The 15837-nt window shown below is 42.3% G+C and carries 19 protein-coding genes; 13 read left to right on the forward strand and 6 right to left on the reverse strand.

Going from position 1 to position 15837, the window contains the following annotated elements:
• Window positions 1-141 precede the first annotated feature (141 nt).
• Window positions 142-324: a transcriptional regulator DegR gene (gene degR / locus V6D42_RS04290; protein ID WP_010334663.1), complete on the forward strand. Its 183-nt coding sequence runs from the start codon at window positions 142-144 to the stop codon at window positions 322-324.
• Between the two features lie 43 nt (window positions 325-367).
• Here degR and cspD read toward each other — a convergent pair whose 3' ends face one another.
• The 4 genes from cspD to metA all read right to left on the reverse strand — a co-directional run bounded on the left by cspD (window position 368) and on the right by metA (window position 3100).
• Window positions 368-568: a cold-shock protein CspD gene (cspD, locus tag V6D42_RS04295; RefSeq protein WP_003230776.1), complete on the reverse strand. Its 201-nt coding sequence runs from the start codon at window positions 566-568 to the stop codon at window positions 368-370.
• A 15-nt stretch (window positions 569-583) separates the two neighbouring features.
• Complete coding sequence (locus V6D42_RS04300) at window positions 584-739, reverse strand: hypothetical protein (RefSeq protein WP_157722699.1); 156 nt, start codon at window positions 737-739, stop codon at window positions 584-586.
• Window positions 740-815: 76 nt separating this feature from the next.
• Window positions 816-1964 (reverse strand): diglucosyl diacylglycerol synthase, encoded by a 1149-nt coding sequence (locus tag V6D42_RS04305; RefSeq protein WP_333512460.1) that lies wholly within the window; start codon window positions 1962-1964, stop codon window positions 816-818.
• A 230-nt stretch (window positions 1965-2194) separates the two neighbouring features.
• Window positions 2195-3100, reverse strand: coding sequence for a homoserine O-acetyltransferase MetA (metA, locus tag V6D42_RS04310; RefSeq protein WP_010334661.1), 906 nt, complete (start codon window positions 3098-3100; stop codon window positions 2195-2197).
• 380 nt (window positions 3101-3480) lie between these two features.
• Between metA and V6D42_RS04315 the strand changes: the two genes are divergently transcribed.
• The 11 genes from V6D42_RS04315 to V6D42_RS04365 all read left to right on the forward strand — a co-directional run bounded on the left by V6D42_RS04315 (window position 3481) and on the right by V6D42_RS04365 (window position 12554).
• On the forward strand, window positions 3481-3963 hold the full coding sequence (locus tag V6D42_RS04315) for a glutathione peroxidase (protein WP_010334659.1): 483 nt from the start codon (window positions 3481-3483) through the stop codon (window positions 3961-3963).
• Between the two features lie 31 nt (window positions 3964-3994).
• A complete protein-coding gene (locus V6D42_RS04320) occupies window positions 3995-4600 on the forward strand; it encodes an HD domain-containing protein (protein ID WP_333512582.1) in 606 nt (201 codons plus the stop codon).
• Between the two features lie 59 nt (window positions 4601-4659).
• Window positions 4660-5790 (forward strand): conserved virulence factor C family protein, encoded by a 1131-nt coding sequence (locus V6D42_RS04325; RefSeq protein WP_333512461.1) that lies wholly within the window; start codon window positions 4660-4662, stop codon window positions 5788-5790.
• 291 nt (window positions 5791-6081) lie between these two features.
• Window positions 6082-7758 carry a dihydroxy-acid dehydratase gene (gene ilvD / locus V6D42_RS04330; RefSeq protein WP_333512462.1) on the forward strand — a complete coding sequence of 559 codons (1677 nt, stop codon included), beginning with the start codon at window positions 6082-6084 and terminating at the stop codon, window positions 7756-7758.
• Between the two features lie 104 nt (window positions 7759-7862).
• Window positions 7863-8297, forward strand: coding sequence for a bacilliredoxin BrxA (brxA, locus tag V6D42_RS04335; RefSeq protein WP_257987565.1), 435 nt, complete (start codon window positions 7863-7865; stop codon window positions 8295-8297).
• Window positions 8298-8336: 39 nt separating this feature from the next.
• A complete protein-coding gene (locus tag V6D42_RS04340; protein WP_333512463.1) occupies window positions 8337-9122 on the forward strand; it encodes a class I SAM-dependent methyltransferase in 786 nt (261 codons plus the stop codon).
• 259 nt (window positions 9123-9381) lie between these two features.
• Window positions 9382-9996, forward strand: coding sequence for a YpjP family protein (locus V6D42_RS04345; RefSeq protein WP_101864405.1), 615 nt, complete (start codon window positions 9382-9384; stop codon window positions 9994-9996).
• Between the two features lie 17 nt (window positions 9997-10013).
• A complete protein-coding gene (locus V6D42_RS04350) occupies window positions 10014-10547 on the forward strand; it encodes a phosphatidylglycerophosphatase A family protein (RefSeq protein WP_003230797.1) in 534 nt (177 codons plus the stop codon).
• Window positions 10548-10632: 85 nt separating this feature from the next.
• Complete coding sequence (locus V6D42_RS04355) at window positions 10633-11427, forward strand: thymidylate synthase (protein ID WP_010334650.1); 795 nt, start codon at window positions 10633-10635, stop codon at window positions 11425-11427.
• Window positions 11424-11933, forward strand: a complete 510-nt coding sequence (gene dfrA / locus V6D42_RS04360) for a dihydrofolate reductase DfrA (RefSeq protein ID WP_326231562.1) — start codon at window positions 11424-11426, stop codon at window positions 11931-11933. Before V6D42_RS04355 ends, dfrA begins: the two co-directional genes overlap by 4 nt.
• A complete protein-coding gene (locus V6D42_RS04365) occupies window positions 11934-12554 on the forward strand; it encodes a 1-acyl-sn-glycerol-3-phosphate acyltransferase (protein ID WP_333512464.1) in 621 nt (206 codons plus the stop codon).
• A gap of 32 nt (window positions 12555-12586) precedes the next feature.
• On the opposite strand, the gene trhA is transcribed toward V6D42_RS04365, so the two are convergent.
• Window positions 12587-13228 carry a PAQR family membrane homeostasis protein TrhA gene (gene trhA / locus V6D42_RS04370; RefSeq protein WP_010334646.1) on the reverse strand — a complete coding sequence of 214 codons (642 nt, stop codon included), beginning with the start codon at window positions 13226-13228 and terminating at the stop codon, window positions 12587-12589.
• A 23-nt stretch (window positions 13229-13251) separates the two neighbouring features.
• Window positions 13252-14256: a sigma 54-interacting transcriptional regulator gene (locus tag V6D42_RS04375; protein ID WP_333512465.1), complete on the reverse strand. Its 1005-nt coding sequence runs from the start codon at window positions 14254-14256 to the stop codon at window positions 13252-13254.
• A 223-nt stretch (window positions 14257-14479) separates the two neighbouring features.
• Between V6D42_RS04375 and ilvA the strand changes: the two genes are divergently transcribed.
• Window positions 14480-15748 (forward strand): threonine ammonia-lyase IlvA, encoded by a 1269-nt coding sequence (gene ilvA, locus V6D42_RS04380; protein WP_333512466.1) that lies wholly within the window; start codon window positions 14480-14482, stop codon window positions 15746-15748.
• Window positions 15749-15837: the final 89 nt, after the last annotated feature.

The raw sequence follows: 15837 nt of genomic DNA on the forward strand, positions 1-15837 counted from the left end.
AACTATTTTGCAGAGTTTTTTTATAATTTATGTTCCAAAATAGAAAATAAAATAAAAAATAAGCCGATATAACTATTGAACCTGAATGAGTAGGTCTGTTTTACTATTTGAGGTATCTTGGTAGAGAAGGGGAACACAGCTATGGATGATAAAGACTTAAAATCAATCCTTCACAAAACATTTATAGAAATATACAATGATTTAGAAGAACTAGCGGATATTGCGAAAAAAGGAAAGCCATCAATGGAAAAGCATATTGAAGAGATTGAGCAGAGGTGCAAACAAAATATTTTAGCGATCGAAATTCAGATGAAAATCAAATAGGAGAGGCATCTGCCTCTCCTCTATTTGTCAACTTGTATTGAGTTTAGAGTTTTACAACATTAGAAGCTTGAGGTCCACGATTACCTTCGACAATTTCAAAAGAAACTTCTTGTCCTTCTTCTAATGATTTGTATCCATCTCCTTCGATAGCTGTGAAGTGAACAAATACATCGTCTCCGCCTTCTACTTCAATGAAGCCGAATCCTTTTTCGTTGTTGAACCATTTTACTTTACCGTTTTGCATATTGCTTAATTCCTCCTAGTACTGTAGCACCCATGTGCTAAAAAAAATTTTGTCATCATTTAACTTCGTTGCGTTGTTAAATGATGGTTCAACTATACACCATCTGGCAGCACGCGTCAAGTTGCGAAACTGCTTATTTTTCAAAAAAAGGGCACATTTCTCAAAAAAAATGTAACCGCTTTTACGAAAATGTGGATGTAAATAAAAAGAGCACACGATTTTTCGTGTGCCCCTGAAAGAACATCAGTTAAGAAAGCGCCTTAGCTTTTTGTTTGGTCGTCATCATTTCTGATTCCTTCAAAATATCCTCCAAAATCACTTCAGAGGAGTGTGCCAAATGAAGACTCTTAATGTTCTTCTTCATTCGCTGTAAGGTATCTTCATCTGAAAGAAGGGAGGTGACAGCCTCGAGAATTTCTTCATGCCGGTTCACGACAATGGCAGCCCCGCGGTCCTCAAAGAAAATTGCATTTTCTTTTTCTTGTCCGGGTACTGGTTTGTATAGAATAACAGGCACGCCGATAGCAGTTGCTTCTGTCAACGTAATGCCGCCTGGTTTTGTAATCATGCAATCTGTGACCCGAAAGAGCTCGTCAATTCGCTCAACATAGCCGAGAACCTTTAATTTATCTCCGTTTTCTGCTTCAAGTACGCTTAGGGATTCTTTTAAATCCGTATTTTTTCCGCATACGACAACCACTTGCACCTGATCATCCATGACAAGGTTTTCGCATAGCTCTTTTACGTTCTTTAATACACCGTGTGCGCCAGCCATGATGAGCAGCACTTTTTTGTCGGGCGAAAGATCGTATTTTTTATAAATCGGCTCAACCGGCAGAGATTCTTCAAATTGAGGCCTGATCGGGATACCCGTAATCTTTACGTTGCTGGGATGTGTGCCGATCTCAATCAGTTTTTCCTTCACATAATCTGTCGCTACATAATATTTATCCACATTTTCGTGAACCCAAATTTTATGAAGGCAAAAATCAGTCATGACGTTGAAGGTAGGAATAACCCTTCCTGTTCTCCGTCTGTATTCGGGTACGACGATCATCGGAAATGTATTAATAATGATATCGGGCTGATGTTCTTCCACCAGTTCGCCCAATCGTTTATTTCCCATTTTAAAGTAAATATTGAATTTGCGTTTATTATAGATTTTGTCAACTCCGTAATAAAACAAACGATAAAACTGTTTTCCGATTGAGAAGCTTTTTAAATAAAGGTACTGAGTTACCTCTGAAACAATCGGATTTGACTCTTGGTACAAATTAGAAACTGTTACATGCTGAAAGCCGAGACGTACACATTGTTCATAAAGCGTTTTGGCTACCTGTACATGTCCATTTCCGTAATTTGCAGTCAAAATTAATACTTTTTTATTGGTATTCAAGTAAATTCACCTCAATGTAATCAACAACAAGCAAGCTTCATGCATCGTAAGGAGTTATTGTCTATACATAAACATAACACAAATACATAATTGAATTATTAATGCAGTGAAAAAATTAAGCTAATTTTAAAAGATTCGGATTCCAGTATTTTAAATTTTTGTTATACGCATACTGAATCAGATGTATTTTATCATATTTTTTGCTCAGCGTATCACTTAAAAAAGAAAAATTAGTCCCATTCATAAGGAGTTTCTTGGTAAACATAATAATTAAGCCAGTTCATAAACAATAATGTCGCATGTGCTTTCCAGCGATTGACAGGCTCTTTGCTGTCTTCTGCGAAATAATGTTTCGGCGCCTCGACAGTCGAAAGGTTTCGTTCCAGATCTCTTTCATACTCTTGAAGAAGCGTATTTGTATCATATTCAGGGTGTCCTGTTAAAAAGACTTGTTTTTCGTCTTTGGACACAATTAAGCAAACCCCTGCTTCCTTTGATGCAGTTAGAATGTTTAACTCGGGCACTGCTTGCAGTTGTTCCATATTTATATCTGTATGCCGGGAATGCGGTACGTAGTATAGCTCGTCAAAACCTCTTACCAATCTTTCGTGCTTGGAAAGAACAGTATGTTCAAACACACCAAAGATTTTTTTCGGCATCTCAATTTTTTCCACGCCGTAATGATAGTACAAACCTGCCTGAGCACCCCAGCAAATATGCAAGGTTGACGTGACATTCGTTTTGCTCCATTCCATAATCTCCTTGAGCTCTTCCCAATAAGAAACATCTTCAAACGCCAAATGCTCAATCGGCGCACCTGTGATGATCATGCCGTCAAATTTCTTATGACGAATATTGGAGAATGTCGTGTAAAACTCATCAAGATGTTCCCTTGCTGTATTTTTCGGTGTATGTGTGCTTGGAATTAAAAATGTAAAATGGACCTGTAAAGGCGAATTCCCAAGCAGTCTGAGCAGCTGAGTTTCCGTTTGAATTTTTTTCGGCATTAAATTTAAAATAATGATTTTCTGCGGCCGGATATCCTGATGGAATGCTCTGCTTTCATCCATTACAAAGATATGTTCACTCTCAAGCACCTGTTTTGCCGGCAGGTGTGTAGGTATATTAATAGGCAACGTGCCACCTCCATCATTTCCCCGTTAATTTTCTTCATTATAGGAATTTTCTCGGCAATTTTCAATCTATCTATAAGGGTATGGAGGGGAACAGCAGAAAACACTATATAATAAACGCAAACATATGACCTTTGGTTTCACTGTAATGAGTTTTTTCAGGTGTCATGTGATACATACACTAATAGCTCCCTATTAAGAGATATTTCTTGTTCATAAACAAATGATCCTATGAGGGAAGAACATCCGTTGAGCGCGATGTCTGTACAAATGAACAGCTGGCCAATTGATAAAACTAGCTGTAAATAAGCTTCCGTTTTGTTTTGAAACAGGAAAAAAGGTAAAATAATCACAGCACTTAGGTTCAGTAGGAGGGAATTTCAATGTCTATATATAATATGAGGGTACGGACCATTACAGGTAAAGACATGACACTTCAGCCATTTGCCGGAAAGGTGTTGATCATTGTAAATACAGCCAGTAAATGCGGCTTTACTCCTCAATTTAAGCAGCTGCAGGAGCTGTATGATACATACCAGCCGGAGGGCCTGGAGATTTTAGGGTTCCCCTGCAATCAATTTATGAATCAGGAGCCTGACGATGAGGAAGGCATACAGGAATTTTGCAAAACAAATTACGGTGTTACGTTTCCCATGTTTTCAAAAGTGGAGGTGAACGGAAAAAATGCCCACCCGCTTTTCGTGTATTTGACAGAACATGCGAAAGGCATGCTCGGAACAAAGGCAATCAAATGGAATTTCACTAAATTTGTAGTGGACAGAAACGGAGAAATAGCCGGCCGCTATTCACCAAACACAAATCCGAAAGAGCTGGAAGACGTTATTGCGAAGTTATTAGGACATTAAAGAGGGTGTTTTGGTGCAGGATCGAAAACGGATGCAGTCAGAGCAAATCAGGACATGGGTCAAATCTGTTCTGAACGGGGAAAGCTCAGGTCATGATTGGCTTCATGTATCAAGAGTTGCAAAGCTTGCTTTATATATTGGGAAAAAGGAAAATGCGGATTTGTTCATCGTTGAAGCGGCAGCCTTGGTTCATGATTTGATTGATGTGAAGCTGCCTGACGTAGCCAGACTTTCAGTCAGCGAGGTGTATGAAAGGCTTGTTTCTTTAGGAGCCGGAAAAGAAGAGACTGAAAGAATTATTCACATTATTACAAGAATGTCCTTTCGGGACAGGGAAAAGTTCGGAAAAGAACCGCTTTCACTTGAGGGGAAAATTGTACAGGATGCTGACAGGCTGGATGCGATCGGAGCAGTAGGGATAGCAAGAGCGTTTATGTTTGCTGGAGCAAAGGAACATCGCCTTTATGGAAATAATAAGAGTGCCTATGCCCACTTTTTCGGCAAGCTGCTGCTCCTCAAAGATATGATGAATACAGATACCGCAAGAGTAATCGCTGACGAGAGGCATAAATTTATGCTTCATTTCGTCAGTCAATTAGAAAGAGAAATTCCCGGAATTGATATTGAAACATCGTAATAGAAGGCGCGGGGCGACTATGTTAGAATAAGTCACAGATAGGCTATAGGAGGACAATCATGAAGATAAAATCAATTGAACCGACGCCAAGCCCGAACACAATGAAGGTCATCTTAACGGAAGAGCTTCCGGCGGGCAAAAGCAATAATTATAAACCGGATCAGGCAGAAGGCGCCCCGCCTGTTGTCGTGGAAATCCTAAATATTGAAGGAGTTAAAGGGGTATATCACGTTGCCGACTTTCTTGCGGTTGAACGGAACGCCAGATATGACTGGAAAGACATTTTACCGCAAGTCCGGACGGCATTTGGAATGGAAAGCGCTGAGAGTGCAGAAAACCGCTCGGAACAAGAGTCATTTGGAGAAGTGAAAGTTTTTGTACAGATGTTCAGCGGTATTCCTATGCAAGTTAAATTGACAGATGGCGAGCGTGAAGAACGCTTCGGGCTTCCTGATCGTTTTCAGCAGGCGATATTAAAACTCAGAACTGAAGCGTCAAATGTTGTATTTGAACGAGTCTGGAAAGAACAAGGCGTCAGATTCGGCGATTTTACTGAAATCGGTCATGACGTGACAGAAGAGCTTCAGGCCGCTTACAGTGATGAAAGGCTGAAACGGCTGACGGATGCAGCGGCTCAAGGGAAAGGCGAAACGAAACAAACGGTACAGCGCAAAGCCTATAAAGTCACGCTCGACATGCTGGATGATGAGGATTGGAAACAGCGTTACGCACACTTGGAGCAGATGGATCCAAAACAAGAGGACATCCCCGTTTTGCAAAAAGCATTGGATGATCCAAAGGTATCTATTAGAAGGCAGGCTGTTGTGTATTTAGGAATGATTGAATCACCTGATGTTCTTCCTCTATTGTATAAGGCGCTTGAGGATAAGTCTGTATCGGTGAGAAGGACGGCTGGAGACTGCCTGTCTGATATCGGCGACCCTCAAGCCATCCCTGCGATGATAAAATCGTTAAGCGACTCAAGCAAGCTAGTCCGCTGGCGCGCCGCTATGTTCCTTTACGAAGTCGGTGATGAAAGCGCAATTGAAGCTTTGCGGGCTGCTGAAGATGATCCAGAATTTGAAGTCAGCCTTCAAGTGAAAATGGCGCTGGAACGAATTGAACATGGTGAAGAGGCAAAAGGTTCAGTCTGGAAGCAAATGACAGAAAGCAGAAGAAAAGGCGAATAAAAAAGAAGGAAAGGTGCAGATCATGCACCTTTTTAGTTTGAATTCACTTTTTATAAAAATTATTTCGAATATTGTTGAAAAAAAGTCGAAAACTATATATAGTAAGTAACAATATTAAAAAGTTGGAGGGTTCACATCGACAGAAAGCTATATAAATATAAAAACATGAATCAACAACCGAGGATAGGGCGGCCTGACATCATGCAATTTAGAAAAAACAGCCCACAAATAAACTGAAAATTGTTAAAATAATATTCAATCTAACAATTGAGACTATTTAGGAGGATCACCATGGCAGAATTACGCAGTAACATGATCACACAAGGAATCGATAGAGCACCGCACCGCAGTTTGCTTCGCGCAGCAGGTGTAAAAGAAGAGGATTTTGGCAAACCGTTTATTGCGGTTTGTAACTCATATATTGATATCGTTCCCGGTCATGTTCACTTGCAGGAGTTTGGGAAAATCGTAAAAGAAGCAATCAGAGAAGCCGGAGGCGTACCGTTTGAATTTAATACAATCGGTGTAGATGACGGAATTGCGATGGGGCATATCGGAATGAGATATTCGCTCCCGAGCCGCGAGATCATCGCTGACTCAGTGGAAACTGTCGTATCAGCGCACTGGTTTGACGGAATGGTCTGTATTCCGAACTGTGATAAAATCACGCCGGGAATGCTTATGGCGGCTGTGCGCATCAACATTCCGACCATTTTTGTCAGCGGGGGACCAATGGCTGCAGGAAGAACAAGCGACGGCCGCAAAATATCTCTATCTTCAGTATTTGAGGGAGTCGGTGCTTATCAAGCCGGAAAAATTGGCGAAAGCGAACTTCAAGAATTAGAACAGTTCGGCTGCCCGACATGCGGATCTTGCTCCGGAATGTTTACAGCAAACTCAATGAACTGTCTGTCAGAAGCACTTGGATTGGCTTTGCCTGGTAATGGAACCATTCTCGCGACATCCCCGGATCGAAAAGAGTTTGTCAGAAAATCAGCTAAGCAATTAATGGAAACCATTCGCAAAGACATTAAACCGAGAGATATCGTCACGGTAAAAGCGATTGACAATGCGTTTGCGCTTGACATGGCGCTCGGCGGTTCAACAAATACTGTACTTCATACGCTTGCCCTGGCAAATGAAGCTGGCGTTGAATACTCTTTGGAACGCATCAATGAAGTTGCAGAGCGCGTGCCGCATTTGGCCAAGCTGGCACCTGCATCTGATGTATTTATTGAAGATCTTCATGTAGCTGGAGGTGTGTCTGCAGCATTGAATGAGCTTTCCAAAAAAGAAGGAGCACTTCATTTGGACGCGCTGACAGTTACAGGTCAAACGCTCGGAGAAACCATTGCCGGTCATGAAGTGAAGGATTATAACGTCATTCATCCATTAGATCAGCCATTCACTGAAAAGGGCGGCCTTGCCGTATTATTCGGAAATCTGGCTCCGGACGGCGCTATCATCAAAACCGGCGGCGTACAGAACGGAATTACAAGACATGAAGGGCCAGCTGTCGTATTCGACTCTCAGGATGAGGCGCTAGACGGCATTATTAACCGGAAAGTAAAAGAAGGCGATGTCGTCATCATTCGTTACGAAGGGCCAAAGGGCGGGCCAGGTATGCCTGAAATGCTTGCACCTACATCACAGATTGTCGGAATGGGGCTTGGGCCGAAAGTAGCGTTGATTACAGACGGACGTTTTTCCGGGGCATCCCGAGGCCTTTCAATCGGACACGTATCACCAGAGGCAGCAGAAGGCGGACCGCTTGCCTTTGTTGAGAACGGCGATCATATCATCGTTGATATCGAAAAACGCATTCTGGACGTTCAAGTGCCGGAAGAAGAATGGGAAAAACGAAAAGCGAATTGGAAAGGCTTTGAGCCAAAAGTGAAAACCGGCTATTTAGCCCGTTATTCTAAACTTGTGACAAGTGCCAATACGGGCGGTATCATGAAAATCTAAACATCGGGATCACATTCTCTTGTTTTAAGATTGAACATTTGAAATCCGGCTCTCTCTATAGTATCCTTTACTTCAGATGAAGGATATTAGAGGGGGCTTTTTTTATGTCAATGGCTTATGAAGAATATATGCGCCAGCTTGTCGTTCCGATGCGCCGCGAGCTGACTGGGGCCGGTTTTGAAGAATTAACAACAGCAGAAGAAGTAGAAAATTTCATGGGGAAAGTAGAGGGCACAACTCTCGTAGTCGTTAACTCTGTTTGCGGCTGTGCGGCAGGTCTTGCGCGTCCTGCGGCAACCCAGGCAGTCCTGCAGAACGACAAAACACCTGACAATACAGTGACAGTATTTGCGGGCCAGGATAAAGAAGCCACTGCAAAAATGCGTGAGTATTTAACAGGCCAGGAGCCTTCTTCACCGTCAATGGCTCTTTTGAAAGGCAAAGAAGTCGTGCATTTTATTCCGCGCCATGAGATTGAAGGGCACGAAATGGAAGAAATCATGAAAAACTTAACTGATGCCTTTGATGCACACTGCTAAATGCCCGTTTACCGGGCATTTCCTTTTGGAGTATAGATCATGATTTCAACAAGCTATAGACCGTCAGACCACACGATAAAGATCGCAAAAATGCTTTCGGAAGAGCTGGGTATACAATATTGCAGCCGAAATAAACAAACGGTTGAAAATATGCTGAAGGCAGCTGAGCGTGATTTGCTCGTGATTGGAAAAGAGCGGTTCGAACTTTATACAAAACAAGGCGGTAAATTCTTTTTCCATCCAAATACAGCGATGTTCAGAGCTAAACGGTTGATTCGCGGCGAGCAAGAGCCAATGCTTCGGGCAGCTGGCTTAACGGCCGGAGATTCTTTTTTGGATTGCACGCTCGGGTTGGGTTCCGACGCCATTATTGCAAGTATGGCGGTTGGCGAAACCGGTTCGGTGATTGGGCTGGAAAAAAACAAGCTTGTGTCCGTTCTGGTGAATACGGGGCTCCATTCGTGGGAAACCGGTATAGAACAGCTTCAATCTGCCATGAGAAGAATACAAGTGAATCATGCGGATTGCTTTGACTATCTAAAGCAGCTGCCTGACAAATCAGTAGATGTCATTTATTTTGATCCGATGTTTCATGAGCCTGTAGAGTCATCTGATGGCATCGCGCCATTACGAGAGCTGGCTGAGAATTCTGCATTGGCCGATGGCTGCATCAAAGAAGCGGTGCGGGCAGCCAGAAAAAGCGTCGTACTCAAAGACCACTGGAAAAGCCCGCGCTTTGAACAATTTGGTTTTAACGTGTTGAAAAGAAAAACAGCGCTTTTTCACTACGGTGTTATTCAAATCGAGAGAGAAACAAGCCCGTGATGAACCTCACGGGCTTGTTTCTAATCGGTGACTTCCATAACGACAAAATATAATAATGTTAAAAGTGAAACCGTTGCAAACAAAGCGTCAATCATGTGGAAGGCCTCCTTTCACATTATATTGTAAGCGTTTTTACACACGCAGCAAAGCAACAAATCTCCTAAATTGTGTTAGAGCTTCATATAGTGCATGACTTGTAAGTTCGACCTATGATAAAATAAGAGAAACATGACAATAAAATAGAGAGGAATAAGCAGTCATGAACTTGTGGATGAGAAAGACCCTTGTGGTTTTATTTACCATCGTAACGTTTGGGCTCGTATCTCCTCCGGCTGCACTCATGGCAGACAAGCCTTCAGGACAGCCGAGCAGTCTTGAGCAGAATGATTACACCGCTTTTTATGATGAGCATGATTTGTACGATGATTATGAATCGGAAGACAGGCGAGACCCCGAATTACTTTTCCAATCGTACAAGGAACAGCTCCTTGACAGCGCTGAAAATCAGTCTTTTTTGAAATTTGGCAGCAAAATTGCTCCTGTCATTGAAGATGACTACCGGAAAGAGATTCTGCCGAAAATCGAAAATGTCATATGTGATTTTTTAGCGACATTGCAAGATGATGAAGCGTATCAAGATGTTGTGATTTCAAGCAAGCCTTCAGCGGGGAAAACGGAGAAAATCTTTCACGTTTACAATCGGACAACCGGAGAAGACCTTCTCAGGTTCCATGTGCGCAGAGACCACCCCCCACATGACGGCTACTGGTTTAATTTTCATTATCATACAGCAGAAGATGGATTTCAATCACACCATGAGCTTGGGAGCATTTATTGGGACCGCAACACACCTCCCAACTGGATGAGTGCCTAAAGGAGATGCCATTAGATATGAAAAAGTACACAATGAATGAAATGGTCGATATAACAAAGGATATGCTGAACAAACGGGGCGTTATGATAGAAGATATTGCGCGTATCGTTCAAAAACTTCAGGAAAAATACAATCCAAATCTCCCGCTTAGTGTATGTATGGAGAATGTAGAAAAAGTACTGAACAAGCGTGAAATTATCCATGCTGTATTAACAGGGCTGGCGCTTGATCAGCTTGCAGAGCAGAAACTTCTTCCTGAACCGCTGCAGCATCTTGTTGAAACAGATGAACCGCTCTACGGCATAGATGAAATTATCCCTCTTTCAATCGTTAATGTATACGGCTCGATCGGCTTGACCAACTTTGGTTATTTGGATAAAGAGAAGATCGGAATTATTAAGGAGCTTGATGAAAGCCCTGACGGCATCCATACGTTTTTGGATGATATTGTCGCAGCACTTGCAGCCGCAGCAGCGAGCAGAATTGCCCATACACATCAGGATCTGCAAGATGAAGAAAAAGAACAGGACGAAAAGCCTGTTGTCAGCTAATCTATAAAAAAAATCATTTCTGGGTTCAGAAATGATTTTTTATTGTGTTACACTACTATAAGACTACTTTTAAAGGATGAATGAAATGAAACAGTATAAAGAATTATGCCGGCATGTTTTAGATCATGGCGAAAAAAAGGGAGACCGTACAGGAACCGGAACAATCAGCACCTTCGGCTATCAAATGAGATTTAATTTGCAGGAAGGCTTCCCGATGCTGACCACAAAAAAACTTCACTTTAAATCAATTGCGCATGAGCTGCTTTGGTTTTTAAAGGGGGATACCAATGTACGCTATCTGCAGGAAAACGGAGTGCGTATTTGGAATGAGTGGGCCGATGAAAACGGCGAACTCGGACCTGTATATGGTTCACAATGGCGCTCATGGCGGGGAGCTGACGGAGAAACCATTGATCAAATTTCACGTCTTGTTGAAGATATTAAAACAAATCCGAACTCCAGACGTTTAATCGTCAGTGCCTGGAATGTTGGTGAAATCGATAAAATGGCCTTGCCTCCATGCCACTGCCTGTTCCAATTTTATGTGTCTGACGGCAAGCTGTCCTGCCAGCTTTATCAGCGCTCAGCCGATGTTTTCCTCGGTGTGCCGTTTAATATAGCTTCTTATGCGCTGCTTACAATGATGATCGCTCATGTAACAGGGCTTGAGCCGGGCGAGTTTATTCATACATTCGGAGATGTTCATATTTATCAAAATCACATTGAGCAGGTTAACTTGCAGCTGACCAGAGATGTCCGCCCGCTGCCGAAGCTTCGTTTTGCCAGAGAGGTTGATTCGATTTTCGGCTTTACGTTTGATGACTTTATCATTGAAGATTACAATCCGCATCCTCATATTAAAGGAGCGGTCAGCGTATGATTTCATTCATCTTCGCGATGGATGCCAATCGGCTTATCGGGAAGGACAATGATTTGCCGTGGCATTTGCCGAATGACCTTGCATACTTTAAAAAAGTAACCTCAGGACATTCAATCATTATGGGGCGAAAAACATATGAATCAATTGGACGACCGCTTCCAAATCGGAAAAATATTGTTGTGACATCTGCACACGATTCAGAATTTCCAGGCTGTACGGTTGTCAGTTCAATAGAGGACGTACTTCAGATTGCCTCAGATACTGAGGAATGCTTCGTGATCGGAGGCGCGCAGCTTTATACGGCGCTGTTTCCTTATGCGGACAGGCTGTATATGACAAAAATTCATCACCAGTTTGATGGAGACCGCTACTTTCCTGAATTTGATGAGAGCAAATGGAAGCTTGTTTCTTCTGAGCAAGGGACGAAGGACGAAAAAAATCCGTATGACTATGAATTTTTAGTGTATGAAAAAAAGAATGCATCATCTGAAGCGGGAGGATTTTAATTGATTCGCTACAGCTGCCTAGTGATTTACATTGTGTATATGCTGTTAAAAAATATAAAACAATTGTTTAATCAAAGAATGCTGGATCCGCGTCTGTCATACAAAAAACAGATGACACTCGTTTATGAGCAGCCAAAGGCGTTTTTTGAAGGCTGTATCGGTATTTCAGGATCTGTCATCACCATCCATCAGCCAGAGCCGATACCGAGCGGTCCTGTTTTGTATGTGCATTCTCGTTTGCGATTAGCTGAACTTGCTTTAATTGCCGGGTATATTGAGAAGCCTGCCGGTTTTATCGCAAGCCCCAAAGTGTTTCGTTTACCGATTATCGGACAATGGCTTGAACGGATGAATGTCATTCAAGAGAGCAGTTCAGAAAAGGTATATGAAGATACTTTGACCCAATTAGAAAAAGGCCAAAGCATGATTCTTTCGTTAGATGGTTGCATCGATCCATTGGAACTTGCCGCCCGCTGCAGCCTTCCGGTTGTAATAGTGGAAACGACAGGAACAGATGAAGTGCTGAAGGGATCGCTTTTTAAACGCTTAAAACCAGCAGATATAGAATTGTCATTTTCTAAAGCTTATATTCCGGCAAGTGAGAAGCAATTACGGGCCTAAAAAAGCGCAGTCATTGAGACTGCGCTTTTTCATTAGGATAAAAACGGCACTTTCACACAATAGAACAGCACGCAGAAAAACATCGCTGCGCTTCCGCCTAAAACAAAGCTGTGCCAAATGGCGTGATGGAAGGGAATCTTTCTCCAAATATAAAAGATCGTTCCGGCAGAATACAGCAGACCGCCAAGTAAAAGAAGGCTGAATCCAGCTCCTGTCAGTGAGGCGTATAAAGGTTTAACCGCGATGATCATCAGCCATCCCATTAATAAATACATCAAGGTAGATAAAATGATAAACCGTTTTACAAAGAAAATTTTAAACACGATTCCGCAAAGGGCAAGCGACCAAACGATAATCAGCAGGGTGAAGCCCAGTGTGCCCTTTAACGGTCCAAGCAGAAAAGGGGTGTAGGTTCCGGCAATCAACACGTAAATAGCGCTATGGTCAATAATCTCCAAAATATCTTTCGTCTTTTTGTGCTGAATGCTGTGAAGCAGGGTGGAGCTCAAATAAAGCAGCAGCATGGATACACCAAATATGGTAAAGCTGACGATATCCCATGCTGATCCGTAATTAGCCGCAAATATGATCAGGAACACTAATGCTGGTATGGATAAGAACACACCGATGCCGTGGGTGATGGCGTTGGCAATCTCTTCTTTTATTGTATACACGTACATTCTCCTCGCTTTCGCTGCTACATCATTTGTTTTTGCAGCGTTTCTAAAAAATTCAGCCCTTCTAACGTAATTTTTGTGCCCGCACGTCCGCGGCTTTTTGTCACATACTCTTTTTTCTCCAAATAATCCAGACGGCTTCTGACCTGCTGCGGCGTTAGTGAGGTTTGGCTGTTTTTGCTGCGTTCAGAAATGATCCGTCTGCTTGCCGGTTCGCCTTTTTCATTTAACACTTTTATGGTTTCCAAAATAAACAGAAATTCTGCTTTTTCCATTAAAGTCAGAAGCTTCGCTTTTTTCTTCGTCGTTTTTTCATTTAGTCCGTCCCGTATATAGGACGGAACGTCATGCGGATGAATGGTTCCTCCGCTGGATACTGCCGCCATATAATTTGTCGCGTTTTTTAATTCTCTTACATTCCCTTCAAATGGATGCTGTTTAAGCAGCGGAAAGACTGAAGGCTCAATTAATAATGGCTGCCCGGATTCTGAAAGGAAATACTGGGTCAAAAGGGAGATATCGCTTTTTCGCTCGGTCAGCACCGGCAATGTGAGCGTTAAAATATTCAGCCTGTAAAATAAGTCTTGCCTGAATGTATTTTTGGCAACCTCTGTTATCGGGGTGACAGAAGCACAGATGATTCTCGGTTTTTCCCCATCAGAGTCAAGTGCTTCTAGAAGCTTAGCTTGTACAGAAACCGGCATATTCCATATGTCATTAAGAAAAAGTGTGCCTCGGGCAGCTTTTTGAAACGCACCGGAGACTCCGTCAGTGCCAAAAAGCTCATATGCAAGGCTTTTTTCTGAATGGGTGCTGCAATTGATACTGATCAATGGTTCGCCATTTCTTGAAGAGCCTTGGTGTATAGCTTGTGCAAAATGATCCTTGCCTGTTCCGACTTTTCCTGTGATCAGGACAGGAAGCTCTGATAAGGCAAACTGCATGGCGACTCGTTTTGTTTCGAGAAAGAGTTGATGCTCTCCAATTAGATTATGAAAAGTGCAAGGTTGAGGTGCGGTAATCATTTATTGGCTCCTTTTGGTTCTAATTGGTTCCATTATAACATGCCTTTCAGCTAAAAACATCTTTTATCCTTTAGAACTTTGTTCTTATGCCTGCTGGATGCGGCCAACTTAGAATACGATTGATTTTTTTATTTACTAAATAAAAATAATTGTCTTATTATTTGAATATTCGTGTTATAATGGCATATTAAATAGGGATTTAAAACAAGAAAGGAATCTGTACATGAAACCGTTGCTTAAAGAAAACTCTCTCATCCAAGTGAAGGACATTTTAAAGGCTCATCAAAACGTGAAAGACGTTGTGACTCACACACTGCTGCAAAGGAATGACAGACTTTCTGAGAGATACGAATGCAATATTTATTTGAAGCGAGAAGACTTGCAGGTAGTCAGATCTTTTAAACTCAGAGGGGCTTATAACAAAATGAAGCAGCTCTCTGACGAGCAGACTAAAAACGGGGTCGTGTGCGCAAGCGCCGGAAACCACGCACAAGGTGTAGCATTTTCGTGTAAACACCTGGGCATTCATGGGAAAATTTTCATGCCTTCCACAACACCAAGACAAAAAGTGTCACAAGTGGAACTGTTCGGAAAAGGATTTATCGATATTATTTTGACAGGTGATACTTTTGATGACGCGTATAAAAACGCAGTTGAATGCTGTGAGCAGGAACACCGGACCTTTATCCATCCGTTTGATGATCCGGATGTAATGGCCGGCCAGGGAACTCTGGCAGTCGAAATTTTAAACGACATTGATACAGAACCGCATTTTCTATTTGCAAGTGTCGGTGGAGGCGGGCTTCTTGCAGGGGTCGGCACGTATATGAAAAACGTGTCTCCTGAGACAAAAGTGATCGCGGTTGAACCGGCGGGCGCTGCGTCTTATTTTGAATCTAACAAAGCTGGACATGTCGTCACGTTAGATAAAATTGATAAATTTGTGGACGGAGCGGCAGTAAAAAAAATCGGCGATGAAACCTTTCAAGCGCTAGAAACCGTAGTTGATGACATACTTCTCGTGCCTGAAGGGAAGGTATGCACAGCCATTCTTGAATTATATAATCAATGTGCGATTGTCGCTGAGCCGGCGGGTGCTCTTTCTGTTGCGGCACTGGATTTATATAAGGAAGAAATTAAAGGGAAAAACGTAGTATGTGTTGTCAGCGGCGGCAATAACGATATTGGAAGAATGCAGGAAATGAAGGAGCGGTCTATGATTTTTGAAGGACTTCAGCATTATTTTATCGTCAATTTTCCGCAAAGAGCTGGTGCACTCCGTGAATTTCTTGACGAAGTTCTTGGGCCGAATGATGACATTACACGATTTGAGTATACGAAGAAAAACAATAAGAGCAACGGCCCGGCTCTTGTTGGCATTGAGCTTCAAAACAAAGCTGACTATGGACCGCTGATTGAACGGATGAATAAAAAAGCGTTTCATTATTTAGAGGTAAATAAGGATCAAGATTTATTCCATCTGCTGATTTGATTTTTTCGGCACAACCGCGCAAAATGACAGACAGCCCGGCCGGCATTGTATATAATAGAAGAAAACAATCAAAAAATGAGGATTGATAG

Source organism: Bacillus sp. 0909A (genome assembly GCF_036765115.1).
GTDB lineage: Bacteria > Bacillota > Bacilli > Bacillales > Bacillaceae > Bacillus > Bacillus mojavensis.